This is a genomic window from Sphingomonas sp. QA11 (assembly GCF_028473665.1).
Lineage (GTDB): Bacteria > Pseudomonadota > Alphaproteobacteria > Sphingomonadales > Sphingomonadaceae > Sphingomonas > Sphingomonas phytovorans.
This window is the reverse complement of record NZ_CP098774.1, coordinates 49,457-74,463: the sequence shown is the minus strand read 5'-3', so window position 1 is coordinate 74,463 and position 25,007 is coordinate 49,457. Positions and strand designations below refer to the sequence as shown.

20 protein-coding genes and 1 tRNA gene are annotated in these 25,007 nt (G+C 63.6%); 14 read left to right on the top strand and 7 right to left on the bottom strand.

Features of this window, described 5'->3' with window-relative positions; genetic code table 11:
* Positions 1-41: 41 nt before the first annotated feature.
* Genes NDN01_RS00395 through NDN01_RS00380 form a run of 4 tightly spaced genes read right to left on the bottom strand, consistent with a single transcriptional unit; the run spans position 42 to position 7,206 of the window.
* A complete protein-coding gene (locus tag NDN01_RS00395; RefSeq protein ID WP_272625168.1) occupies positions 42-965 on the bottom strand; it encodes a LysR family transcriptional regulator in 924 nt (307 codons plus the stop codon).
* Positions 966-974: 9 nt separating this feature from the next.
* Positions 975-2,831, bottom strand: a complete 1,857-nt coding sequence (locus NDN01_RS00390; RefSeq protein WP_272625167.1) for a CocE/NonD family hydrolase — start codon at positions 2,829-2,831, stop codon at positions 975-977.
* A gap of 2 nt (positions 2,832-2,833) precedes the next feature.
* A complete protein-coding gene (locus NDN01_RS00385; RefSeq protein ID WP_272625166.1) occupies positions 2,834-4,246 on the bottom strand; it encodes a YfcC family protein in 1,413 nt (470 codons plus the stop codon).
* A gap of 44 nt (positions 4,247-4,290) precedes the next feature.
* Entirely contained in the window at positions 4,291-7,206 is a 2,916-nt protein-coding gene (locus NDN01_RS00380; protein WP_272625165.1) for a TonB-dependent receptor, read from the bottom strand.
* Between the two features lie 158 nt (positions 7,207-7,364).
* Between NDN01_RS00380 and NDN01_RS00375 the strand changes: the two genes are divergently transcribed.
* Both NDN01_RS00375 and NDN01_RS00370 read left to right on the top strand, forming a co-directional pair.
* Complete coding sequence (locus NDN01_RS00375; RefSeq protein WP_272625164.1) at positions 7,365-8,507, top strand: CapA family protein; 1,143 nt, start codon at positions 7,365-7,367, stop codon at positions 8,505-8,507.
* Between the two features lie 266 nt (positions 8,508-8,773).
* A complete protein-coding gene (locus NDN01_RS00370; RefSeq protein ID WP_272625163.1) occupies positions 8,774-9,007 on the top strand; it encodes a hypothetical protein in 234 nt (77 codons plus the stop codon).
* 33 nt (positions 9,008-9,040) lie between these two features.
* Here NDN01_RS00370 and NDN01_RS00365 read toward each other — a convergent pair whose 3' ends face one another.
* Positions 9,041-10,216 carry a GGDEF domain-containing protein gene (locus tag NDN01_RS00365; RefSeq protein ID WP_272625162.1) on the bottom strand — a complete coding sequence of 392 codons (1,176 nt, stop codon included), beginning with the start codon at positions 10,214-10,216 and terminating at the stop codon, positions 9,041-9,043.
* Positions 10,217-10,367: 151 nt separating this feature from the next.
* Here NDN01_RS00365 and NDN01_RS00360 point away from each other — a divergent pair, with 151 nt between their 5' ends.
* Both NDN01_RS00360 and era read left to right on the top strand, forming a co-directional pair.
* Positions 10,368-11,450 carry a hypothetical protein gene (locus tag NDN01_RS00360; RefSeq protein ID WP_272625161.1) on the top strand — a complete coding sequence of 361 codons (1,083 nt, stop codon included), beginning with the start codon at positions 10,368-10,370 and terminating at the stop codon, positions 11,448-11,450.
* Positions 11,451-11,508: 58 nt separating this feature from the next.
* Positions 11,509-12,411: a GTPase Era gene (gene era, locus NDN01_RS00355; protein WP_272625160.1), complete on the top strand. Its 903-nt coding sequence runs from the start codon at positions 11,509-11,511 to the stop codon at positions 12,409-12,411.
* Between the two features lie 24 nt (positions 12,412-12,435).
* Here the strand turns inward: era and NDN01_RS00350 are convergent, their stop codons facing one another.
* Entirely contained in the window at positions 12,436-13,158 is a 723-nt protein-coding gene (locus NDN01_RS00350; RefSeq protein WP_272628425.1) for an NAD-dependent deacylase, read from the bottom strand.
* An 80-nt stretch (positions 13,159-13,238) separates the two neighbouring features.
* On the opposite strand from NDN01_RS00350, the gene NDN01_RS00345 reads away from it, so the two are divergent.
* The 3 genes from NDN01_RS00345 (at position 13,239) to NDN01_RS00335 (ending at position 17,051) form a co-directional block, all read left to right on the top strand.
* A complete protein-coding gene (locus NDN01_RS00345) occupies positions 13,239-13,664 on the top strand; it encodes a hypothetical protein (protein ID WP_272625159.1) in 426 nt (141 codons plus the stop codon).
* A gap of 382 nt (positions 13,665-14,046) precedes the next feature.
* Entirely contained in the window at positions 14,047-16,362 is a 2,316-nt protein-coding gene (locus NDN01_RS00340) for a TonB-dependent receptor (RefSeq protein ID WP_272625158.1), read from the top strand.
* Positions 16,362-17,051, top strand: a complete 690-nt coding sequence (locus NDN01_RS00335) for a phosphatase PAP2 family protein (RefSeq protein ID WP_272625157.1) — start codon at positions 16,362-16,364, stop codon at positions 17,049-17,051. The genes NDN01_RS00340 and NDN01_RS00335 overlap by 1 nt, the downstream gene beginning before the upstream one ends.
* A 25-nt stretch (positions 17,052-17,076) precedes the next feature.
* On the opposite strand, the gene NDN01_RS00330 is transcribed toward NDN01_RS00335, so the two are convergent.
* Positions 17,077-18,054, bottom strand: a complete 978-nt coding sequence (locus NDN01_RS00330; RefSeq protein WP_272625156.1) for a hypothetical protein — start codon at positions 18,052-18,054, stop codon at positions 17,077-17,079.
* Positions 18,055-18,476: 422 nt separating this feature from the next.
* Here NDN01_RS00330 and dapB point away from each other — a divergent pair, with 422 nt between their 5' ends.
* The 7 genes from dapB (at position 18,477) to NDN01_RS00295 (ending at position 24,957) form a co-directional block, all read left to right on the top strand.
* Positions 18,477-19,205: a 4-hydroxy-tetrahydrodipicolinate reductase gene (gene dapB, locus NDN01_RS00325; protein WP_272625155.1), complete on the top strand. Its 729-nt coding sequence runs from the start codon at positions 18,477-18,479 to the stop codon at positions 19,203-19,205.
* Between the two features lie 13 nt (positions 19,206-19,218).
* Entirely contained in the window at positions 19,219-19,881 is a 663-nt protein-coding gene (nth, locus tag NDN01_RS00320; protein ID WP_272625154.1) for an endonuclease III, read from the top strand.
* A 2-nt stretch (positions 19,882-19,883) separates the two neighbouring features.
* A complete protein-coding gene (locus NDN01_RS00315; RefSeq protein WP_272625153.1) occupies positions 19,884-20,264 on the top strand; it encodes a hypothetical protein in 381 nt (126 codons plus the stop codon).
* 345 nt (positions 20,265-20,609) lie between these two features.
* A tRNA-Arg gene (locus tag NDN01_RS00310) sits at positions 20,610-20,686 on the top strand.
* Between the two features lie 429 nt (positions 20,687-21,115).
* Positions 21,116-21,961: a helix-turn-helix domain-containing protein gene (locus NDN01_RS00305; protein WP_272625152.1), complete on the top strand. Its 846-nt coding sequence runs from the start codon at positions 21,116-21,118 to the stop codon at positions 21,959-21,961.
* Between the two features lie 92 nt (positions 21,962-22,053).
* Positions 22,054-23,247, top strand: a complete 1,194-nt coding sequence (locus NDN01_RS00300; protein ID WP_272625151.1) for an aspartyl protease family protein — start codon at positions 22,054-22,056, stop codon at positions 23,245-23,247.
* Positions 23,248-24,444: 1,197 nt separating this feature from the next.
* On the top strand, positions 24,445-24,957 hold the full coding sequence (locus NDN01_RS00295; protein ID WP_272625150.1) for a hypothetical protein: 513 nt from the start codon (positions 24,445-24,447) through the stop codon (positions 24,955-24,957).
* Positions 24,958-25,007 lie beyond the last annotated feature (50 nt).

Here is a 25,007-nt window from a genome sequence, read left to right as displayed (position 1 = left end):
CTCGACATGGGTCGACACCAACGGAAAGACGCCTTTCGTCCCTATGACGCAAGCGCCGCCAGATACCGCCGCGCCTCGTCACGGAACTCGGTCGTCAGGCGGGACGGGCGCGACAGGGCCGAGGTGACGAAGGCATATTCGTGGACGATCGGCGGCGCGAACGGGCGCGCTAGCAATGGCGCGCGGAGATAGCGCCGCGCCAGCAGCGCGTTGACGATGGCGATGCCCACGCCGCGCGCCGCCAGTGCGCAGGCCGAACCATGCGTATGAGTCTCGATCGCGACGGTCGGTCGCAGGCCGTATTCGGCAAAGGCATGGTCGACCTGGGCGCGCCACTGGCGGCCCGACCCGAGCAGGATCAGCGGATAGCCATGCAGCTCCGTCGGGGTGAGCAGGTCATGCGCCGCCAGCGGATGCCCCTCCGCCATGACGCAGACCGACCCGCTCGACACCATCGTCTCAGCCTCGAGATCCGGCTCGTCGATCGGCAGCTTCATGAAGCCGCAATCGACCACGCGGGTGGCGATCAGCGCCTTGGTCGTGTCGATCGTCCGTGAATCCAGGTTGAAGCGGACGCCCGGATTCTGCGCGATGAACCCGGCGACCATGTCGGGCAGCAGCCCTTCGGCAAAGCTGGGCGGCGCGACGACGCGCAACTCGCCGGTGGCGGAAATGGCGATATCGCGGACCAGGCTGCTGACCCGCTCCATCCCGGCCAGCGCCAGCTCGACCTCTTCCGCCAGCAGCAGGGCGTCCTTGGTCGGCACCAGCCGCCCGCGATCGCGATAGAACAGCTCGAACCCGACGGTGCTTTCCAGCTGCGCGATGATCCGGCTGACCGCCGGCTGAGTCATGCCGAGGTTGCGGCCGGCGGCGGTGGCCGATCCGGTCCGGATGATCTCGGCAAAGCTGCGCAGCGCGCGCAGGCCGATTGCGTCGCTGGCGATCCGGCCGACGGGCGTCATCGCGGCACCTCAGCCGCGCCGCGGAATGACCGGTAGCTCAATGCGCGAGGGATGGTCGCGGTCGACATGCACGCTGTTGCGCGCGACCTGCGGCGCCATGCCGGGCACGCGCCAGTCGACATTCGGATTGACGTCGAAATGCGGGAAGTTGCTGCTGGCGATCTCGATACGGATACGGTGCCCGCGGCGGAACAAATTGCTCGTCGGAAAGGTGGGCACGGCAATGGCATGGATCGCACCGGGCTCCATCGGCTCGGGGTTCTCGAAGGAATTCCGGAACCGCGTGCGCAGGATGCCATGGGCGAGGTTCATCGCAAAGCCTCCCGGATAATCGGCGTTCGCCGGATAGACGTCGATCAGCTTGATGGTGAAGTCGGTGTCGACCGCCGACGACCTGACATGGAGATGCGCGACCACTGATCCGGTGACCTCGATATCCTCCGCCAGCGGTTCGGTCTCGAACAGTAAAACATCGGCGCGCCCCGCGCTGGCGCCCTGGTCATAGGCGCCGGCGAACATCACCGGCGCACCCGAGGTGATCGCGCCGCCCAGCGTCGGCACCGGGTTCGCCGGATCGGCATCATAGGACAGCGGCGCGCGCCTGTCCTCGGGCGGCATCACCGAGAGGTGGCGGTCGGCGGTCAGATACAGGCTGGTCGACACCGTGTCGGCAAGCGGCCAGGCGCTTTCATCGCGCCAGCAGCCGCCATGGTCGAGCCGGCCATCGGCGGTGCGCCGGCCGCTGCCGCCGCCCATCACGAAAATGCGCACCGGGGATGCCAGATGCTCCGGCGCGTCGAGCCCGCGCAAATGCCGGTCGAACCAGTCGCGGCGCAGCGTGACGTAATCGGGCGCGAGATTGCCGTCGAGCGGCGCCGCCGTCCCGAAATCGACATCGCCGGCGTAGGATGCGGAGCGCTGGCCATGAGTCCATGGGCCGAGCACCAGCTTGACCGGGCCGCGCTTGATCGGCGCGAGGCCAGTGAAATTGTCGATCGCCGTCTGGGAATAGGGATCATACCAGCTCGACATGTGCACCATCGGCACATCGGCATAGCGATCGTACCAGCCGCGCGCATAGATGCCGAGCCGCCGCCAGAAAGGCGAGAACGCGTCATTGTCCCATTGTTCGAGGATATAATCCTCATATTCGGGGGCGGCGCTCAGCGGCGAATAGCCGCGCGACCAGCGGCGGCCGATCCAGTCATTGATATCCTCCGCCTCAAGCGCTGCCTTGCGCTTCGGATCGGCCTCGGTCTCCGGCGCGAGCAGCGCATGCTTGCGCGCCCAGGTGAGCTGTTTCAGCTCGAACGCCCCGCCCTGCCGCGCGCCGCCATGATAGGCGCTGGAGAAACCACCTGAATCGAGGAACATCGCGCCAAGCCCGGGCGGGTCGAGGCAGGCAAGCGCGCTCTGCACATGCGCGCCATAGGACAGGCCGAGCGTACCGATCCTGCCGTCGCACCAGGGCTGTTCGCGCAGCCAGGCAAGCGTGTCCGCGCCGTCCTCCGCCTCGTTGAGATATTTGGTGAAGGTGCCTTCAGACCCGTAGCGGCCTCGGCAATCCTGCAGCACATAGGCATAGCCCGCGGCGGCGAAGGCCCGCGCGATCTCCGGCTTCGATCGTGGCTCCGGATCGGCGACGGTGAAATCGCCATGGTTGGTACCCTGCCGGTCGTAAGGCGTGCGTTCGAGCAGCACCGGCAACCGGTCGCCCGCGACATGGCCCTCGGGCAGATAGACGTCGGTCGCCAGGCGGACACCGTCGCGCATCGCCACCATCAGGCCAGTCAATTCCGTCGCCGCTTTTGTCGGCCCATTCGTCGTCCCGTTCGTCGTCCCGTTCGTCGTCATCGTCGTCACCACGATCAATATCCGATCAGGACGGCGATCATCATCGCTGCCACCGACAGGACGGTGAACAGCAGGAAGACCGGCAACGCGAAGCGGAACCATTGGTTATAGGGGATGCCCGCCGCCGCCAGATAGGCGAGCAGCATGCCCGAGGTGGGCGCGAGCATGTTGACCAGCCCGTTGCCGAGCAGGAAGGCGAGCACCGTCGTCTGGCCGGAAACGCCGGCCGAGGCGGCGATCGGCCCGAGCACCGGGATGCTGAGCGCTGCCTTGGCCGAGGTCGACGGGATCAGCAGGGTGAGGACCATTTCCACCCCCATCACGATCGGCGCGACGATCACCGGCGGCAGGCCGTGGATCCACACCGACACGGCCTCGATAATCGTGTCGAGGATCTGGCCTTCGCGCAGGATCACCTCGACCGCGCGGCCCATGCCTACGAGTAAGGCGGCGAGCATCATCATCTTCATGCCGTCGACGAAGAGATGCGCTGCCCTGGCCGGGCGCATCCGGGCCATCGCCGCCATGCCGGCCGCCGCGAGGATGAACAGGGCGGAGAATTCGCCGTCGTCCCATCCAAGCACGATCGAGCCATAAACCAGCGCGGCGATGGCCGTACCGGCGATGAGCAGGATGCCGAGATGGCGCGGCGACAGATGCTCGACCGTGATCGGCGCCGGCGCATGGGTCACCCGGCCGGCGCGCAGCACGACGAGCATGGCGATGCCGAGGAAGACGAGCCAGATCGTCAGGCGGAAACCGAGGCCGCTGAACACCGGCACCCCGACGATCGGCTGGGCGATGAGCAATGCGACCGGGCTGGTGACGGAGGCGAGATAGCCGATCTTGGCGGCAAGCGTGAGCAGCGCGAAGCCGAACATGCGGCTGCGCCCCATGCGATCGGCCAGCGCGATCATCACCGGAATCAGCAGCAGATATTCGGAGATCATGCCAAGAAACGTGCTGCCGGCGGAGAAGGCCAGCATCAGCACGGGCACCAGGATGCGCACATCGCCCCGGCTCACGCCGATCAGCCGCTGGATACCGGCATCGAGCGCGCCGCTCGCCCGCAGGATGCCGAACATCCCGCCGAGCATCAGGATCATGAAGATCAAGGGTGCGGAGCGCTTCAGTCCTTCCGGGATGGCGGTGGCCATGGCGAGCGGGCTGACCGGGCGCGCCACCCCCGGCTCGCGCGCCCTGGGGACAAGCCCGTCAAGCCCGATCGGCTTGGGCAGTTGCTTGTAGGTGCCGGCGATGACGGGCGCATTGTCCTTGTCGGAAACACGGTCATGCTTGCCCGAGGGGATGATCCAGGTCAGCGCGATCGCCAGCAGCATCGCCGCCAGCATCATCATCACCGGATCGAGCGCGCCGTGGGATCGCCGCTCGGCGGCGGGTGGCGCCGTGGTTTCGTCTTTCGCCATGTCGCCCCCGCCTCGTGCCGTCCGCCTCGTGCCGTATTTCCGGCTTACATCTTCACCGAGAAGCGCGCGTACATGTAACGGCCCCGCGCGTCGTAGGTGTAGATATCGTAGTTGATCGGCGCATTGGCATAGGATGCCGGCGGCATGCGGTCGAACAGGTTGTTCACGCCCAGGGTGAAGCGGGCACGATCATGGTCGACCGCGAAGCCGATCTCAGCATCGGTGTAGAGGATCGACGCGGTGCGCGAATCCTTGACCGGGTTGGCGATGTCGGTGGTCGGGCCGATATAGCGGCCGCGCAGGACGGTATCGATCGCCCCGTTGGTCCAGCTCAGCGAGGTCTGGCCCTTCCAGCGCGGATAGGTCGCGCGCGGCTGGTCACCCTTGCCCGCCCGGTTGTCGACGATCGCGGCGCCGCCCGCGGGGTTGGGCGATACGGTGCGGAAGCTGCCCAGATAGCTCGCATCGACCACGGCGCTGAACCGTCCGATGCCGGTGGTGAAGTCATAGCGCAGCGTCGCGTCGACGCCGTCGGTGGTGATCGAGGCAAGGTTCTGCGACCCCTGCAGCAATTCGGTGATCGCGCCCGTGCCCGCATCGCGCGTCACGAGATCGCAGAACACCCCGCCGCGCGCGGCGCAGAGCTGAAGGATCTGCGTGGCCGACTGCGAGGCGATCGCGTTCCGCACGATGATCTTGTAATAATCGACCGTCAGCGACAGGCCAGGCACCTGGACCGGCGTGATCGCGATTCCCGCGCTGTAGCTGTCCGACGTTTCCGGCTTCAGGGCACGATTGCCGCTGATGACGCCGGGAATCAGGCCGTTGAGATTGTAATTGGCCTGGTTGTAGCCGGTCGGCACACCGGCGCAGCCCGGCAGGCTCGGGTTGGTCGCGGCGCCGCCATTGCAGGGATCGCTGCCCTGGAAGCTGGTCTGGCGCGCGCCCTGGTAAAGCTCGAGGATCGACGGCGCGCGGAAGCCTTGGGCATAGGTACCGCGAACCAGCAGCCCCTCGAACGGGCGATAGCCGGCGCCCGCCTTGAAGGTCAGCTTGCCGCCGACCGTCGAGTAGCGCGAATAGCGCGCCGCGAGATCCACATCGAAGCTCTTCGCGAAGGACTGGTCCTTGAAGATCGGGATGGAAAGTTCGCCATAGACTTCATGCAGGTCGTAGCTGCCCGATGTCGGGGTACGGGTCTGCGCGGTGGTCTTGGTATAGGCCGAGCTCAGATAAAGCGACGGGGCGTTGGCGATGGGATCGGGATTGTCGACGCCCTTGTTGCGGCGATATTCATACCCGACAGCAAGGTCGACCGCGCCGGCCGGGAGCTGAAACAGCGAGCCGGTGGCGTTGGCGGTCGCGTTGTACAATTCGGTATAGTTGGATTCGCGGGTGGTGAAGCGGATATAATTGGCCTGCGCCGCCGTCATCGGGCCGAACAGGTTGATCGGCACGCAACCCGGGGTCGCCGCGCAGGTGGCGGGCGAGCCGAGGCCGAGGAAAAGATTGTCGTAATTGACGCCGTTCAGCGCGGTCGATTCGATCTTGTTCTTCGAATAGGCGCCATAGACGTCCCAGTGCCAGTTGTTGCCGAACAGGCTGAACTTGCCGTCCAGGCCGCCGGCGAAACGGATCGTCTCGACATCCTGGATATTGTCGCGGTTGCCGACATCGGTCAGCACCTTGCGGATACGGAAGGCCGAGTTCGCCCCGAAGGCGAGCGCATTGGCGCCGGGCACGCCGTTCGCCGTGCCGAACGGGTTGAACGCCTGGTTGTTCGGGATCGAGAAGCCGCGCACCGTGCCGGCGGTGCCGCCGATATCGAGCAGGACCGGCGAGAAGAGCTGGTCCGACTTGCGGCGGTTGTACATGCCCTCGACATGCAGGTTGATGCTGTCGGTCAGCTCATAGCCGAAACGGCCGTAGAAGCCGTAGCGCTCTGACGGGCCGGCGCTGTAGATGCCCTGCGCCTGGGTGTTGTAGTCGTCGCCCGGCAAGGTCGCGACATGATAGCTGTTGTCGGCCAGCGCGCCCGCGCCATAGCCTGCGCCGCCATTGAACGCGACCGGGTTGGCGCTGCTCGCGAAGCCGGCGGCGGTGCCGAAATAGGCGTTGTTCGCCAGGCCGGGCAGGATGAACAGGCCGTTGGGGCTGGTGCCCGGCGCGGTGGTGGGAACCAGCGTGCGCGCGGTCAGAGCGCGGTCGGCGGTCAGGATCGGCTGCGACTTGAAATAGCTGCCCGACAGGATGATCGACGCACGGCCGATACGCTTGCCGACGTTCAGCGTGCCGCTGTATTCGGCGCCGTCGCCCTTGTCGGTCACGCCCACCTTCGTGCTGGCGCGGATGCCGTCGAACGGCTGGAGCGTCTTGATGTTGACCACGCCGGCGATGGCGTCAGCGCCGTAGATCGCCGAGGCACCGTCCTTCAGTATCTCGATCCCGTCGATCATGCCGGCGGGCACGGTGTTCAGGTCGACAAAGTCGCGGAAGCCGCGCTGACCGACCGCATCGACCCAGCGATGGCCATCGACCAGCACGAGCACGCGGTTGCCGCTGCCCTCGGCACCGCCGAGATAGCGCAGGTTGATCGAGCTGGCACCGTAGGAGGTGCCCTGCGTGCCGTTGGAATTGAGGCTGACGCCGGCCGATGGCAGCTTCTGCAGCACGTCGCCGACCGAGGTCGAGCCTGACTTGGCGAGATCCTCGCTGGTGATGGTCAGCAGCGGGCCGACATTGTCGGCGTCGCGGCGGCGGATGCGCGACCCGGTGACCGTGATTTCCGCCGTGGCAACATCGGCTTCGTCTGCCTGTGCGTCGGCGGCGGCCACCTGGCTCGCTACTGGCTCAGCCTGCTGCGCGTGCGCCGGAAGGGCGATGGCAAGGGCAAGCAGGCTCGCGCCGCAAAAACCCGCCCGAAGTGCTGATGTTCTGGCCCGCATGTTATGATGCTGCATTGCCCGGTCCCCCATTTTTTATCGATTCGGGTGGACCCTAGGGTGGCAATCCGGTTGCCGAAACATGATGGCTGTATTTCATTCGACCATATCAGTTTTGGTATGAAGTTTCAGCGTGACAGCCAATAGGCGTATGCCCTTCCTCCGAAGGAGTTGCGATGACCAGCAGGATGATCGATCGGCGGACGATGTTGGCGGGCGGAATCGCGCTGTCGGCGCTTGCCCCCGCCGCATCGCTTGCGCGGCGCGCCGGCACTGGTCTGCGGCCCGATCCGCGGCCCGACCTACGGATTGCGCTGCTCGGCCAGTCGCTGATCCAGCAGGATGTCTGCGCTGCGCCCTGGCCGGGCCGGGCCGGGATCGCGGCACTCCTCAAGCCCGCCGACGCGGTGTTCACTGATCTGGAGACGGCGATCCTCAGCCCCGCGGCCGGCGCGCCGACCCGGCAGGGCGAGGTGCTCCATGCCGCGCCGCCCGTGGTGATCGATTGCCTGTGCGGCCTGGGCGTCTCGATCGTCGCCACCTCCAACAACCATGCCTGGGATCTCGGCACGGCAGGGATCGGCGCGACCCTCGCCGAGCTTGACGCGCGGCACATATTCCACGCCGGCAGCGGGCTGGATCTCGCCTCGGCCTCCATGGCAGCGGTGCAGCCGACCCGGCACGGCGGCGTCGCGCTGGTCGCGGCGGCGGCTGGCGCGATCCGCGACGGGGCCGCGGCGACACCGGCCCGCGCCGGGGTCAACGAACTGCGGCGCGCCGCCGACGGCGCGCTGGAGCCGACCGACGTGGCCCGCGCGCTTGACGCGATCAGCACTGCCCGTCGCCAGGGCAACACCGTGATCGCCTATCTCCACAATCATTATTGGGAGAAGGACCCGGCGGCGACGCCAGAATGGCAACGCGCCTATGCCCGGCAATGCATCGATGCCGGCGCGGCGATCTTCGTCGCCCACGGCCCGACGCTGCTTCAGGGGATCGAGCGCTACAAGGGGGCGCCCTTGTTGCACGGGCTGGGCAGCCTGATCTTCCAGACGCGCAAGACCGGCGATGCCTATGGCCCGGCCAACTGGCAGTCGCTGATCGTCGACGCGCGTTTCCGCAACCGGGCCTTCGTCGGTGCGCAGATCACCCCGGTGCTGCTCGACGAATCCCGCGCGACGCCCGGGGCGGAATATACAAAGGGCATGCCGGCGATCGCGCGGGGGGACGATGGCCGGTCTATCTGCCGGCACGTCGCTGAGATGAGCGCGCGAATGAACTGCGAGATCGTGATGCGCGGAGACTCGATAATGCTGTGACGATGGCCGCACCAGATCGCTGACCCTCGATTCAACCCAGACCGTTTTGGTTGCAGCGTTAAATCTTGGGGCGGTCATCCGTTTCCCGCCTGCTGTTTCTCATCGTCGCATGAATATTGGGCGGATCGGCATTCAGATCATCGGCGCGGGCAGCAAGGAGCCAGGTTCGCGCGGAGAGCGCAGCGAACGCGGAGGTCATTCCGGCCCCCATCATCACGCGCTGGCAAACAGCCTCTTTGCGGACATGTTGTCATCGCAGACCGCCAGTGCCGCTGGCCGGACCTTCTCAGCGTCCTCCGCGCGAACTATCATCGCTTTATACCGCCGGCGGGCCGGTTCGAACGGCGATCCGCCATGGGCGACTTCTGCGTGGTGCAGCGGAAAAAACAGCCGCGCGCCCGCTGTTTCGCGCCTTTTTTCCGCTGTTATTCAATAACAGCGAAAACGCTGTTCAAACTATTGAAAAAACGCATGATTTTCAGCTCGAAAATCCAACATAACAGGGGAAGAAAAAAGATCGCGAGAGAGTGCCGTTACCCCAGGTCGGCAAGGCACGGCCTGCCCTTGCCCGCCTGCTTCGCGCGATAGAGCATCGCGTCGGCCGCCTGGATCGATCGTTGCGGATCGTGCGGGACAATGGGGGCCCCGCCGACACTGGCACCGATCTGGATCCTGGCCGACGTACCCAGCACCTCGACGGGCAAGCCCGCGGCAATGACAAGCCGTTCAGCCACCGACCTGATCTGCACCGCCGTCACCTCGATCAGGATGACGATGAATTCGTCCCCGCCGATCCGGCCGATGACGTCGCCCGACCGCACCACGCCGCGGAACCTCATCGCCATCTCCCGCAGCAGGTCGTCGCCGACGCCATGCCCGTAATTGTCATTGACCGCCTTGAACCCGTCCAGGTCGAGATAAAGCAGATAGCTCGACCGGATATCCCGCGGGGCAGGCATGGCGCACCGCGCGGCAAGGGTCTCCATGATCCGGGCACGGTTGGCGAGGCCGGTCAGGGAGTCGCTGAACGCGAGTTCCCGGTTGGTCTGGTGCGACCGGGCCAGTTCAGCGAGCAGGCGATGGCTGCGTCCGATGATGCCGAGAATGCCGATCAGCCAGAGCGGCGCCTGCAACGCAACCAGGCTGATGCCGGGCACGCCAGAGCAGGCGACCGCGATCATGAAGGGCACCAGGATGAGCGACACCTGCACCCGGGCGAACATCGGCGCGCCAGCATTGGCGAAGGCCATGCCGAAGGTGAGTCCGGTCACCACGAGCGCCGAAAGCGTAAGCAGGATGGGGTCGCCCGTCAGCGCGCAGGCCGATCCGACCACGCCGACGATCAGGGCCCAGAGCAGGCCGGTCGCGATCACCCCGCGCTCTGCCTGGAACCGGTCGCCCGCACTTCGGGCGCGGCCCGCCTGCGACAGCACCGACAGCCGCGATGCCAGGCCAAGCCCGGCGACCAGCAGGAGCGCCATGCCAGCCATCGGATCGGCCAGCCAGGCATAGAGCAGGATCGTCAGCACGATGCAGACCGCACCGAACGTCATCATGCCGATGGTGCCGAGGATGGTGCCGACCAGTTCGGGCCGCAGATCGCGATCCCGCGGGGCATCAGGGCGCGTCAGCAGTTCGAACCCGCTTTCGAGGGCCGTCGCCGCCCTGCCCAGGGGAGCAGCCCGCATCCCGCCTCGCGTCGTCGCCACGTCCTCTTCCATTCGCCGCGCCCGACCCGATGCTGCGCCCAATTCGTTAACAACGGGCAAGCATCGGCTTGGGGAAAGGACGTAAGGCAGAGCGGCACGCGCCGGTTCGATCGATATGGCGGAACCCGTGGATTTGGGGCAGGCACGTCGCATGACCGCGCAGGACCGACTCAATTATCTGAACATCGGCCTGATGGCGGTCTCCTGCGCGGTGGCCTGGTTTCTGCCATTCGAGTTGTTCCTGCTGGCCTATGCCGTGCTCGGCCCGCTACACTATCTGACGGAGATATCCTGGCTTCACGACCGGCGCTATTTCCTGGACAGCGGTCAGTCCGCGCGGGCGCGGCAGTTCACGCTTGGCTGGCTCGCCCTGGTCGGCATCGCGCTTGCGGTGATGCTGTACGGCGTGGTGGCGGAAAAACTGCTTCATCGCGCCGCCTCCCCCCAATGGGAGATCGGGCTGTTCTACCTGGTGTTCGTTTCGGCCGCCCTGCTCATCTTCACCCCACGGCCCTGGATAGCGGCGGGCGTGATCGTGCTGACCGGGATTGGCGTGCTGCTGTTCGGCCATTCGCCCTGGTACGGGCTGGTCGCCTTCTTCATCATCACCATCGTGCATGTGCTGGTGTTCACCGGGGCGTTCCTGTTGCTCGGGGCATTGAAGACGCGCAGCCGGTCCGGCGGGATCGCCTTCGCCGCGTTCCTGCTCTGCGCCACCGGCATCTTCCTGTTCTCGAGCGGGGGGTTCGACCCGACCATCGGCGCGCCTGTGCGGCAGGTCTATGCCCCGTTCGAGACGCTCAACATGCAGCTCATCCAGGTGCTGGGGCTCGGACCGGGCACCGCCCTGTGGGAGATTTATGAATCGCCGGCCGGCGTGGTCGTGATGCGCCTGATCGCCTTCGCTTACACCTATCATTATCTCAACTGGTTCTCGAAGACCTCGGTGATCCGCTGGCACCGGATATCGACCGTGCGGGCAGGCGTCATCCTGGCGTTGTGGCTCGGCGCGCTGGCACTCTACTGGCACAGCTACATCACCGGTTTCGTCGTGCTCTATTCGCTGAGCGTGCTGCACGTCATGCTTGAGCTGCCCCTGAACCATCAGAGTTTCGCCGGGATCGGGCGGGAACTGGCGTCGCTGTTCCGGCCGACACCCCCGGCCGCGCCCAAAGACACACGGAAGCGGCAGGGCAAGGCCCGGGCTTCGACAAGAGCCGGTCAAAGGGTGTAGGGGCTCCGGCTAGTTCGCCCCGGCCTGCCGGGGCGTTGATCACCTGAATGAGGCTATCATGACTGACTCCCAAACCCATTGCGGCCTCGTCGCCGTGCTCGGCGCGCCCAACGCCGGCAAATCCACCCTCGTCAACGCCCTGGTCGGCCAGAAGGTCGCGATCGTCAGCCCCAAGGCGCAGACCACGCGCGCGCGGCTGATGGGCGTGGCGATCGAGGGCGAGACCCAGTTGCTGCTGGTCGACACGCCGGGCATCTTCGAGCCCAAGCGTCGGCTCGACCGGGCGATGGTCTCCGCCGCCTGGGGCGGAACCGAGGGGGCGGACGTGATCGCCCTGGTGGTCGACGCGAAGGGCGGACTCGGCCCGAAGGTGATCCCGATCGCTGAATCGATCGCCTCGCGGCCGGAACCGAAATACCTCATCCTCAACAAGGTCGACCTGGCCGACAAGGCGAAGCTGCTGCTCCATGCCGAGAAGCTCAACGGCATTGTCGATTTCGCCGAGACCTTCTTCGTCAGCGCCTCGACCGGCGACGGCCTGCCTGAGCTGAAGAGAGTGCTGGCCAAGGCCATGCCCGATGGGCCGTGGCATTTCCCGGAGGACCAGGTTTCCGACGCGACCGAACGCAGCCTTGCATCCGAGGTCACGCGCGAGCAACTCTATCTCCAGCTCCACGCGGAACTGCCCTACGCCAGCGCGATCGAGACCGAGCAATATAAGGAACGCGAGGACGGCTCAGTCGAGATCCACCAGCAGATCCTGGTCGAGCGCCCCACCCAGCGCGCGATCGTGCTGGGCAAGGGCGGTGCCCGGATCAAGGAGATCGGTGCGCGCGCGCGGACCGAGCTGAGCAACATCATGGGCCGCCCGGTGCATCTCTACCTGCACGTGAAGGTCAAGCCCGGCTGGGACGACGAACGCGACATCTACCGCGAGATGGGCCTCGACTGGGTGGAGTGATCGATCCTTCCGGGACGGGCGGATTCAGGAGAGCAGCGTCTCCACCCAGGCCGGCACCAGCCCGCTCGCCGGGCCGAGCCGGGTCTCGTGGAAATAGGCGCTGCCGGCTGACGGCTCCAGGTTCATCTCAAGCGTCGTCGCGCCGTGATAGCGCGCGGTCTGGACGAAGCCGGCGGCGGGATAGACCGCCCCGGAGGTGCCGATCGAGACGAACAGGTCGGCATCCGACAGGGTGCGCTCGATCCGGTCCATCGCATAGGGCATCTCGCCGAAGAACACGATGTCGGGCCGCATCGCCGCCCCGCCGCACGCATCGCACCGCGTGCCGGGCGGCATGTCGCCAGCCCAGGGCACCCGCGCTCCACAGGCGGCGCAGAGCGCCGAGTTCAGTTCACCGTGCATATGGAGCAGCCGCGACGCCCCTGCCCGCTCGTGCAGGTCATCGACATTCTGGGTGACGATCAGCAGCGCGCCCGGCCACGCCGCATCGAGCCGCGCCAGCGCACGGTGCGCCGCGTTAGGCTCGACCGTCGCCAGCGCCGCACGGCGCGCATCGTAGAAACGGTGGACAAGATCGGGGTCGGCCGCGAGCGCTTCTGGCGTGCAGACATCCTCGACCCTATAATCGTCGTGACCATCGCCAATGTCCCAATAATTCACGCCGTTCTTCGTGCGGAAGGTCGGGACGCCGCTCTCGGCGGAGATGCCTGCGCCGGTCAGGACGACGATGTTATGGATGCCACTCATACCAGCAGAATAGATCGTCATCGTGGCCTCGCCAATAACGAGTGCTTGCGCCAAGCTGCTTCTTCGATAAATCTCGGCGAATGGTCTGGGGGCGTGATAAATCGGAACAGCAGCGATCTATTCTCGCATTGAGCTTCGAGCCTATCAACCAAGGCTATCTCTACTATCATTGGCGCTGGTCGCGGGGCATTCCCGTATCAGCCGAAGAACGCGACGCATATCTCGCAATCCCAGCCTTGGGTTCGCGCCGTGCTTGGCGGCGCAGCATCGCCGGTCGCCCGACTTCGCCTCCGCGTTCTTTTCGCCCCGCACAGCAAAAGTTGCTGGCTTCGATGCCGATCAGCATGGCATTGATAGCATTCCTTTTCGGCGTTCCGTTAGCCCTGTCGGGGCTTGTTGAACTTCAAACAATCAGCGGGCTTGTCAGGGCCGTTGGTGGGTTGCTGGCTGTCGTTTTCGGCGCGCAAATCATCTACGCAAAGGCGGTGGCTTCCCAAAGGCGATAGGACGCTAACGGCGTCCCATTGCGCCTGCGTAAGCCTGTAGTTCGATGCGCTGACAGGCCGCGACAAACTCGTCGATCTTGTGCGCCTCCTGCATCAGGATCATGTCCATCGGCATCCAGTCGGCGGCGATCAGCAGGCGCTTTCCGCCGAGATGCCGGCTCCGGTGAGGATCACGATGTTGCGAAGCTTGGTCATGGGGCGCTCCTATCCGGCTGCGAAGGCCCGCGCCACCGTGCCGAATATCGCCATTTCCTAACCGGAATATTGATTATTTGTCATGTTGGCGTTTGACGTATTTCTGTAACGTTACGGCAGCGAAAGAGTCACAGGCTCTCCATAGGCCGACCCCGCGCCGATCGGGGCGCCAGGGAAAACCAGATCAATGTCGACCTCAACCAGGCCGCAGCGGCTGCTGCTCGGCGTGAGCATGCTTGCGCTCTCGATTCTGTCCTCCGCCGCTTATGCCGAAACGCCCCCGGCCCTCGCGCCGGCCGACGAGGCAGCGCCCGACCAGAAGCCGAAGACCGACCTGGCCGAAGGCTCCGACATCGTCGTGACCGCGACCCGCGCGAACGAGATCGCGCCCGTCACCGCCTCCCTGCAGACGACTCAGCCGCAATCCATCATCTCGCGCTCCTTCATCGAGGATTCGCTGCCGGCAACTTCCGACTTCAACCAGATCGCGCTGATCGGACCCAGCGTCTCCGGCTATGGCAATGCCAACGGGCCGGGCCTGTCCGAGTCCAAGGCGCAGATCCGCGGTTTCCAGGACGGCGAATATAATGTCACCTATGACGGCGTTCCTTTCGGCGACACCAACGATCCGACGCATCATTCGAATACCTTCTTCCCGTCGAACACGATCGAGACGCTGATCGTCGATCGCGGCCCCGGCAATGCCAGCCAGCTCGGCCAGGCGACCTTTGGCGGCAACATCAACCTCTTTTCCCGCGCGACGCGCGAGGATGCCAGCATCGAAGCGAAGGCCACCTATGGCAGCTTCAACACCTGGATGCTGCGCGGCGTCGCGCAGAGCGGCGCGATCGACAAGCTCGGCGGGACCGAGATCGTCCTGAGCGGCCAGCATATCGGATCTGACGGCGCCCGCACCTACAGCCCGTTCCGGTCGAACAACGTTTTCGGCAAGGTGATGATCCCGATCGGGCCCGACGCGAAGCTGACGATCCTCGCCACCTACAACGAGAATACGTTCAACCAGCCCGACAAGGACGGCGCGACGCTGTCGCAGATCGCGCAGTTCGGCAAATATTTCAGCCTGAACAACGATCCGAACTCGCAGACCTATTACGGGTACAACCATACTCACAAGACGACCGATTTCGAGCTGGTGAAGTTCGAGGCGAACATCGCCCCCAATTCGATCTTCGAGAACCGCGCCTATACCTACAGCTATGACAACGAGACGCTGAGCGGCAACGATGTGACGCTGTTCGCGACCGCGAGCGCAGCGGACATCGCCAAGGCCAACGTCTACACACCGGTTAACGGCGTGGCCACGACCGCCCCCGGCGTGCCGGGCTATACCAAGACCAACAAATACCGGATGTTCGGCGACATCGCCAAGACGCGGATCGACTTCGGCTTCGGCGCGATCACCGCGGGCGCGTGGATCGAATGGTCAAACACCTATCGCCAGCAGCGCGACGTCAACCTGGTGACCGGCGCGCCCAACTATGTCGAGAAGAAGGTCATCGATCCGGTTTCAGGCCTGGCCACCCCACAGAACATCAAGTTCGACCAGAATTCGCACACCAACCACACCGAGGAATTCGTCGAGCTCGAACTGCGTCCGATCGCGGGGCTGAAGATCACCCCGGGCTTCAAGCATGTCGATTTCAACCGGCAGATCGATGCGCTCTACAACCAGACGACACGCATTCCGCAGAAGCTGAGCAACACCTACAGCGCCAACCTGCCCTTCGCGACGATCAACTATGCGGTCAACGACCGGCTGGCGGTCTATGCGCAATATGCGCGCGGCTTCCTCGCACCCTCGCTGGGGGTGCTCTATGTCGCCAAGCCAAGCCTCTCGACGGTCGAGCCGGAGCGCTCGACCAACTATCAGGCCGGCGTCGTCTATCATGGCGGCAATCTCTCGATCGACGCCGATGTCTACAAGATCGACTTCACCAACAAGTTCGCGTCGATCAACGCGCCGGTCGCCAGCGACGGGGTGATCTGGATCAACCAGGGTTCAGTCCAGTACAAGGGCATCGAGGGCCAGGTCACCTATGCCCTGCCGCACGGCCTCGCCGTCTTCGCCAACGGGTCGCGCAACTATGCCAAGACCAACAATGACGGCTCGCCCAACCTTCAAGTCGCCAATGCACCGGAATGGACCGCCGCGGCCGGCATTCTCTACAAGAGCGGCCCGATCCGCTTCTCGCTGATCGACAAATATACGGGCCGGCAATGGTTCACCGATCCGTCGAGCATCACCAACGCGAACGCGGGCACCACGCTCCCCGTCTACAACAGCTATCGCAGCAACGGCTACAACAGCGCGATCCTGTCAGCACGCTACGATATCGGGCCGGTGCGGGTCGGCTTCGAGATCAACAACCTGCTCGATTCGCGGCGGGTGACCAACATCAACACGGGCAAGACCACGCCGTTCGACCAGTATTTCTACCAGACCGGCCGGTCCTTCACCGGCGACATCACGCTGACCTTCTGATGAAGCGCCTGCTCCTCGCCGCGGTGGCGCTTGCCGCCGCGGCCCCCGCTGCCGACAAGGCGCCCGCCCTGCTCCGCAACATCGATCCGGTTCTTGTCCTGCCGCCGCCGCCCGTGGCCGGCAGCCCGCAGGCCCTGACCGAGCTTGCCGAACTCCATGCGATCGAGACGGCGCGGTCGCCCACCGACGAAGCCGATGCCCGCGCCGATGGCGACACCAAGAACGGCTCGATCTTCGCGGTGGCGCTGGGTTCCAGGTTCGACCTTGCCGCACTGCCCGCCACCAGCGCGCTGCTCGGCATGGTCCGCGCCACCGAGAAGGCGACGGTCGACCGCGGCAAGGACGAGTTCAAGCGGCCCCGCCCCTATATCGTCGACCCGGCGCTCAAGAGCTGCAAGCGCAATGACGATCCACTGTCGAGCTACCCGAGCGGACATACCTCGATGGCCTTTTCCATGGGCGAGGTGCTGGCGCGGCTGGTGCCTGAAAAGGCCGGTCCGATCCTCGCCCGCGCCGCCCGCTATGGGCAAAGCCGCATCGTCTGCGGCCAGCATTTCCGCAGCGACGTGAGCGCCGGCCAGATGCTCGGCCTGCTGATCGCCGAACGGCTGATGGCCGAGCCGGCGTTCCGGGCTGCCTTCGATGCCGCGCGGAAAGAGCTGGTCGCCGTCGGAATCGCCACTGCCTGAGTCCGATCCCGGCTTGGGGCATGCGTCAAACAGGGAAAGTCGCGACGTAACTTTGCACGCCCGGAGTCCCTGATATCGCGAAGACGCCCATCAACGCATTCCGGTAGATGCTATTGCCCGTGGTAACGACCGCGCCGGGATAGGCATAGGGAATCCAGGTCGCATCGCTGTACGATCCGTCGGGATTGATCGAGATCGAGGCGAGCAGGGCCGATGAGCCGCTGCCGCCGCCGGCCAGGTTGAACCCTGCCGGCGTCGCGACGATCCCCTCGAAATGCGTGACCAGCGCCGGCTGGTCGAGATAGCTGTACAGCTTGAGGTTGCTGAAGGCGCCCGTCGCCGAATCATAGCCGATCACCATGCCCTGGTTGATGCCATGCCCGTTCCGCGTGCCGCCGACGATCGTATAGCTGCTGCTGCCGATGCCGTGCTGCCAGATGCCGTAAGCGGTGGTCAGGGTGCAGCCGGGTATGTCGAAGATCGTCCAGCGATCCTTCGCGATATCGTAGAGAAAGGCGTTGGCGGAAAGCGGAACGCCCTTCAGATCATAGTCGCCGACGACGAGATCGCCCATGGTGCTGTGCGGGATCGTGTTCCACACCGCCTGGCCACCGACCAGATTGCCCGGCACGTCGATCTGGCTCCAGGTGCCGCCGCCCTGGGGTGGGCCCTGATACATCATGCCGTTGCTGTGCGCGGCACTTTCCGAATATTGGTAATTGCCGACCGCCCGGACATTACCCTCGCCCAGCGCCGGATTGAACACGAAGGTATCGGGTCCGTAGAAGGTCGAGCCTGTCACGCTCTGCCCCGGAAAGACCGGCGGGCTGGAATAGAGCCCGTTTCCGTCGGTCGGTGTCAGCGGACCAAGATAGAGCAAGGCGGTGGTCAGGCCATCGCTATTGGTCGTCCCGGTCAGGATCACGTCGGATCCGCTCCAACCGCGAACCCCCGTGACGAACTGGTTGGGGCCGAAGATCGTCGTCGAAACCGGATCGCTCATCGCATCGCTCCTGACAGGCAGACACGGCGACGCACTCTTCCCGTGGACACGCCCGGAAATCACGTCCGTCTTCACCGTGCAACTGAGGGATGATCCTACTATCGACACCATCCATCGGAAAGAGTAACAATATCCGCAGTAGTTATGATCCCGCAGTCACATGATATACTTGATCAAATATATCCAGAATTGTTATTTCTCAGAATAGAAAGTCGAATGAATTTCACATTCATTGACACACCACACAATTGTGCGCCACATGAAATACGTCGTATCTTGCGTGACATGGCGAAACATTCGTGAAGGCGAAGCCCCTGTCGCGCCGCGTCGCATTGTGGCATCTGCCCGCCGACATCGAAAATATGGGCCTGTCGCGTGATCCACTGCATCGGCAATCGCGGCATTCCCGGGAGACCAGGCAAATGACCATGATCGGCATCATCGGCAGCGCCGGACGGATGGGGCAGGCATTGGCCGGCGTCGTCTCCGACCTGGGCGGGACCCTGGCCGGCGGGATCGACGCCGGGGGCGATCCCGCAACGCTGGCGCGCGCCGCCGACGTGCTGGTGGATTTCTCGGTGCCCTCGGCGCTCGAGGCGAATCTTGCCGCGGCGGTGGCGGCGGGCACGCCGATCCTGGTCGGCACCACCGGGCTGTCACCCGCTCATCACGCCTTGGTCGACGAGGCAGCAAAACGCGTGGCCGTGCTCCAGACGGGCACCGTGTCGCTCGGCGTCACGCTGATCGCGCGACTGGTGCGCGAGGCAGCATCAGTACTCGGCACCGACTGGGATATCGAGATCGTCGAGACACATCATCGCCACAAGGTCGATGCGCCGTCCGGCACCGCGCTCCTGCTTGGCGAAGCGGCGGCGGCTGGTCGCGGCATCCCGCTTGCCGAAGCGAAGGTGACCGATCGGGCCGGGCTGATCGGCGCGCGGGCCGAGGGCACGATCGGCTTTGCCAGCCTGCGCGGCGGCTCGGTCGCCGGGGATCACCAGGTGGTGTTCGCCGGGTCGGGCGAACGCATCGAGATCGGCCACCGCGCCGAGAGCCGCGAGATCTTCGCGCGCGGCGCGATCACCGCCGCGCTGTGGCTCGCCGACAAGCCCGCCGGACGGTACCAGATGGCGGAGGTGCTGGGCCTTTGAAGGGATTGGGACTTTGAAAAAGGCGGATGTCGTCGAGTTCTTCGCGCGGCTCGCCGCGGACAATCCCCATCCCGAGACCGAGCTCGAATACACCAACCCCTATACCCTGCTCGTCGCGGTTGCCCTGTCCGCGCAGGCAACCGATGTCGGCGTCAACAAGGCGACGCGGCGCCTGTTCGCGGAGGTCGACACGCCCGGGAAGATGGTGGCGCTTGGCGAGGAGGCGCTGAAGCAGCACATCAAGACGATCGGGCTGTTCAACACCAAGGCGAAGAACGTCATCGCCCTCTCCGAAAAGCTGATCGCCGACTATGGCGGCGAGGTGCCGGCCGACCGCGACGCGCTCGAAACGCTGCCCGGCGTCGGCCGCAAGACCGCGAACGTGGTGATGAACACCGCCTTCGGCGCCGAGACCTTCGCGGTCGACACGCACATCTTCCGTGTCGGCAACCGCACCGGCCTGGCGCGTGGCAAGACGCCGCTCGCGGTCGAGCTGGGCCTGGAGAAAGCGGTGCCGCAGCCCTTCCGCCTCCACGCCCATCACTGGCTGATCCTCCACGGCCGCTATGTCTGCAAGGCACGCACTCCCGAATGCTGGCGATGCGTGGTATGGGACTTGTGCGCCTATAAACCGAAGACGCCGGCGCCGACCCGCGGCGCCGCCAAGGAGGCCTGACCATGCGCATGATCCTGATCGCCCTCGCCGTTGCCGCAACCGCCGCCCCCGGGGTCGCGAAGGACAAGAACCGGGTCCCGGAGGCAACGCCCGCCGGCAAGCCGCAGAGTTGCATCATGACGAGCCGAATCCGCGCGAGCCATGTGCGCAACGACTCGATCATCGATTTCGAGATGAATGGCGGCCAGATCTATCGCAACACGCTGCCGCAGAGCTGCCCCGGCCTGGGTTTCGACGAGGCCTTTTCCTACAAGACCTCGATCGGCCAGCTATGTTCGGTCGATACGATCGCCGTGCTTCGGACCGGAGGCGGCCCCGTTCGGGGCCCGACCTGCGGCCTGGGCATGTTCCAGCCCGTGACGCTGGCGAAGAAGAAGCGATAGGGCTGGCGTAGCCCGCCGCGCTTTGCTAGGCGCCTGCGACCAGGCACCCGTAGCTCAGCTGGATAGAGCGCTGCCCTCCGAAGGCAGCCGTCAAGGGGGAATGGGCCAGACGCGCGTTGGAAAGAGTGATAAAATACAGGAAGATAGAGGGTTCACTATTCTCGTCCGAGATGTCGGAATTCTCCACGTAAGCACCGCGTAAGCAGCTTGTCTCTGGAGAACGGCGGGAAATGGATACGAATGGCGCGCTTAGGCGGGCACAGTTCGATCCGATGGTGAGGTAGGTTGAAGACGGCCAAACCCGTTGACCTTCAGAGGTCGGTCGGGCTAGGCCAACATAGAGCTGCACCCGTAGCTCAGCTGGATAGAGTGACGGCCTCCGAAGCCGTAGGTCACAGGTTCGAATCCTGTCGGGTGCGCCATTTCGCTTCAAAGGCACGAACGCCTAGCGCCGCCAAATCTAACCCAGACGGCAGTTTGCGTTCGGAGCAGACGCTGTCGAAGCCACGCTCCCAAAACAGCACGTAGCGACTCAAGCGCCGGCTTAACGACGCGGCTTCAAGCTAGCGCGGTCGCCATTGAAAGCGCCCCTCATGCAATTGTAGACCAGCTTCCTCGATAGTCGAGGTGCTCCGAACGGCCGCTGAACTCATTTGATATAGACGCGAAAGCTCGCCGGCGGGAAGCTCATCTTGAGACACCTCGCAAAAATATCTCGCCGCGTCGGATGTGATAACGCAAAGAATACCTGATTTACGCGGTCTCAGAGAGCGATCATTTCGCTCTTTGCTTCTGAATATTTTGGTTTCATAGTCGGTCTTTAGTCAATTGGATGCGGTGGGAATTTACGCGTGACGGCGGAGACGATCATTCTCAGCGGGCGGGCCGAAGCGCGCGTGCCAGCAATCATCAAAACATTCCATGGTGGTTCTTTAATGGTCGCCGATGTAGTTATAGATGAGCATGTCGCCTATACGCAGCATTGCGACCGTCACCTTGTTCACGCGACGCTCAATGAGCGCTCTTTGGCGGGCGGACAACGAGAGCAATCTGTGCGACGCGGGGCACTTTCCTTCTCCCGCGCGCTGCACGATCGGGCGGGCGCGATAAAGCAGCGCCATATACTCGGGCTAGAAATTGGGCTCGTACCTACGTTCGTTGAGGCTGCGTGCGAGCAATCAATGAATTTTGACTCTCGTCACCGGCGCAGCGACCCAGACAACAAAGCCTTTGTGTTGGCCGAGAGTCTAGGAGCAGCGTGCTGTCAACGCGCGACCACGCTGACGTGCGACATGCTGGCATTAGCGTTCGCGCGGCGCGTTGGAACGATCTACGGCGGTGCCATCCAACGCAGAGACGACGGCTGGCTGCATCCCAAAGCATTGATCCGGGTAATCGAAGCCATCACAGCAGATCCGGTTGGCGTTTCACTTTCAAAACTGGCGCAGGAGGCAGGGCTCGGGATCAGTGCTTTCGTGCGCGCTTTTCGCGGTTCAACGGGTACGACGCCGGTCGCTTTCGCATTGGACGTGCGGATCGGTTTAGTGACTGGCGCTCTGCGTGAAAGCGAGCTTTCGGTGGCCGAAATCGCTGCTTCGATGGGCTTCGCGTCCGCTTCGCATCTGGTTCGTATTTTCAGCGCACGCCAGGGGATGACGCCTGGGCGATGGCGGCAGCAACGCATGTGGAATCGCTGATATTAACTCCGGCGGTGTCATGAAATCCGCGCAAAAGCTGCCACCGGCCTTTTGGTATTACCCTGACGCTTCGCGCCCACCATAGTGTGGGTGTGCTTTATTCTTCTCGCTCTCTTTCTCGTAGAAATCTGCTCTACGGCCTGGGCGCTGCTTGCGCGGCGCGCCCCGCTTTTTCGGCTTCTACGACCAAGCCATTCACCACCCGGGACACCAGCGCGCCGATCGAACTGTATGACGACACCCGAGTGTTTGTGCCCGCTACCATCAATGGTACGCTCGTGCGGGCGCTGTTGGACACTGGGGCCGAAATGACCGTTGTCGATGCAAAGTTGGCATCCAACCTAGGCTTCAAGCTGCAAGGCAGTGGATCGGCGATTGGAACTGGCGGCTCCTCTAGCGTAAGATTTGTAAATGAGGTGACAATTGAAGTCGCAGGTTTAGGGGCGATATCTCAACCGGTAGCAGTAATAGACCTTAGCGCCGTAAGCCAAGCGCTGGGGCATCCGCTCACTCTATTGCTTGGAAAAGATCTTCTGAAAAATCGCGTTCTTGACCTAGATCTGCCAAATAGACGACTTGCCTTCCATGCGTCGGGCGAAAGGCAGATGGCCGCCGAAGGCATGTTTCGGTCGTTCCCGGAAGTTGGACCGCTCAGAGCCATCCCGGTGACGATCGGTGGTAAAGACGTACAATTTCATCTCGACACTGGTAGTGGTGCCGCCTTAACGATCTACCCCGCATTCGCGCGAGAATTGTCGCTCCCGGATGAACGGCCGTCATCGGCTATCCTCACGGGGGGAGTAGGTGGGTTACACCCAGAGGTGATACTTTCCCTAAGGACGGTGACTATCGGCTGCACGGCGCTTTCCGACGTGCCCGCGATGCTCGGAAACGCGGGCGCTGCGCAGACTGAGCACCCAGTCGCCGGAGCAATAGGGATGGCAATAATCGCCCGGTTCCGAATGATCGCTGATTTTGGAGGTGACCAGATTGCCTTCTTACCCGACCTGCCGGCCTTGGCCCCGCCCTTCTGGAGAAACACTATTGGACTGTCGCTCCAGCGGTCGGGTGACGTCGTAAGATCGCTTTACGTTATGCCAAATTCGCCCGCGGAGGCCGCTGGATGGCTGGAGGGAGAAGAATATCGCGCTATAAATGGCGTAGCGGCAACAAATCTGGACATGAGTGATCTTCGACGTATCATGGGTCATCGGCCTGGGATTACCATTACCTTCGAGACGAAGATGGGAAACATATTAACCCTTCAACCCTCTAGGTTTTACTAGCGGTCACAATCGGGCCTTAGTTTGGCGTGCGCAAAATGTTCACTGAGTGCGGGCTAGTCCAGCCTCATCACCATACCATCTGTCCGATTGTGATGCTTACCTTGTGGAAGCGCCGCTAGTCTTTCTCGAACGCGCTCAACCTGTGCCACCCCTCAACTTCGTCTACAAAAGAACGCAAAGGCGCCTTTGCAAAACGGTAACAGGTTTCGTACCGCACTGGCATCAGCAGAGCGCTGACTTGCACTCACGGCCAGCGGTCCACCGCCTAATTCTTCAATCGCATCAGGTTTCCAATGTGCGTACACAGCGGCACTTCACGCGATCATGCAATGCGGGATGGGGTATTTCCCTTGGCGGCGTCACAGCCATGAACTTCAAGCAACCCAATTGAATAAGGATCTCATGCGGATCGTATCCTTGATCCGCTCGCCGCACCGACATTCGGTTTGTGACTTGGCTTGACCGGACTGAGGCTAGAGCGTCGCGCGCTTGCGCACACCCAGGCCCTCCATAGCCCAGAATATCATCAAATCCGCTAATGTGCGAGTAGTCGGTTAGATTGGAGGCAGGGCGCGCGACGTTGTGACATAGGAGATGAATAGAAAAGCTGGATTCCCGATCTGGCCAGCTTAGCGATAGAAAGGAGATAGCGTTGGCACTAGAGAACAGCCGGTGTCGCTCTGACCTCGAACTCGCACGCATGGGATTACTACTTTTTATCATCGGTCTGGCGCTCGGTTTCGCCGTGAGTGTGATGCCGGGATCACGAGCGATCCTGACTGCTCACGAATCCGCTTTAGGGAGTGGCACGTTCCTGATGGCTCTCGCATTCATATGGCGACAGTACATGGCACCAACTCCACCATGGCTGGCCACAGGGCTCTGGCTTTCGCACTATATGCTCGCCTTTGGGCTCGCGCTGGGCACGCCAAGCCCACTCCCGAAAGTCGCCGCTTTGTTAGTAGTTTCAGGCTCGTGCATCCTGATGACGTTACTCACCGTAATGGCTCTGACGAAGTTCGCGCAGCCTAGTGATTAGTGCCAGGCCGAAGCGCAGCCGTTCAACATATATGCGATTCATGCTCCATCGAACGGGAGCGGCTCTTTCATTGAACGCCGATGCGAGAGCATGGCCATCCGCTTACATTCGAGGTGTGAAGTCGCAACGCAAGTATTCATGCTTATCTGGAGTGTCCAATGACGCGCGCGAACTTGAAAACCACTATAGAGACGTCACGTCCAGATATTATGGGTATAGCGGCAACGGCCATCCTTGGGGGTGCGATAGCTGGGGCGCTCGACCTGATTTACGCAACAGCCCGCACCGTTCTGTGGGGTGGTGATGCGCTTCGACCATGGAAAGGTGTGGCCGGCGCACTTCTCGGTGCTCCCGCAATGGCCGGAGGCAACGCGATGGTCGCTCTCGGGGTCGCCATTCACTTTCTTATAGCGATAGGAGGCGCCGCGGCATTCGTCGGTTCGGCAAGTAGGCTGCCGTGGATTGTACGATATCCGGTGCTATCGGGTGCAGCTTTCGGGGCGGCGCTCCTGGTCGTGATGAACTATGTCATCCTGCCCCTCTCGATGGTGGGCCGCCCTATCTATACAGGCGTTGGCGGCCTGAGCGAGGCACTGTTGGTCCATGTGGTGCTCGTGGGTCTACCCATCGCGCTGGTGACTGCAAGGCGTGCCAGGTATTTCGCAAGTTGAGGAACTGCCAGCCGATAATTGAGGTCGGACGCGTTGCGTCTGTCGATCTG

Coding starts and splice junctions, on each gene's coding strand:
- NDN01_RS00395 (WP_272625168.1), bottom strand. CDS start 965: ATGACGCCCGTCGGCCGGATCGCCAGCGACGCAATCGGCCTGCGCGCG.
- NDN01_RS00330 (WP_272625156.1), bottom strand. CDS start 18,054: ATGAGCGATCCGGTTTCGACGACGATCTTCGGCCCCAACCAGTTCGTC.
- era (WP_272625160.1), top strand. CDS start 11,509: ATGACTGACTCCCAAACCCATTGCGGCCTCGTCGCCGTGCTCGGCGCG.
- NDN01_RS00375 (WP_272625164.1), top strand. CDS start 7,365: ATGACCAGCAGGATGATCGATCGGCGGACGATGTTGGCGGGCGGAATC.
- NDN01_RS00385 (WP_272625166.1), bottom strand. CDS start 4,246: ATGGCGAAAGACGAAACCACGGCGCCACCCGCCGCCGAGCGGCGATCC.
- NDN01_RS00350 (WP_272628425.1), bottom strand. CDS start 13,158: ATGAGTGGCATCCATAACATCGTCGTCCTGACCGGCGCAGGCATCTCC.
- NDN01_RS00380 (WP_272625165.1), bottom strand. CDS start 7,206: ATGCAGCATCATAACATGCGGGCCAGAACATCAGCACTTCGGGCGGGT.
- dapB (WP_272625155.1), top strand. CDS start 18,477: ATGACCATGATCGGCATCATCGGCAGCGCCGGACGGATGGGGCAGGCA.
- NDN01_RS00295 (WP_272625150.1), top strand. CDS start 24,445: ATGACGCGCGCGAACTTGAAAACCACTATAGAGACGTCACGTCCAGAT.
- NDN01_RS00360 (WP_272625161.1), top strand. CDS start 10,368: ATGACCGCGCAGGACCGACTCAATTATCTGAACATCGGCCTGATGGCG.
- NDN01_RS00345 (WP_272625159.1), top strand. CDS start 13,239: ATGGTCTGGGGGCGTGATAAATCGGAACAGCAGCGATCTATTCTCGCA.
- NDN01_RS00335 (WP_272625157.1), top strand. CDS start 16,362: ATGAAGCGCCTGCTCCTCGCCGCGGTGGCGCTTGCCGCCGCGGCCCCC.
- NDN01_RS00340 (WP_272625158.1), top strand. CDS start 14,047: ATGTCGACCTCAACCAGGCCGCAGCGGCTGCTGCTCGGCGTGAGCATG.
- NDN01_RS00315 (WP_272625153.1), top strand. CDS start 19,884: ATGCGCATGATCCTGATCGCCCTCGCCGTTGCCGCAACCGCCGCCCCC.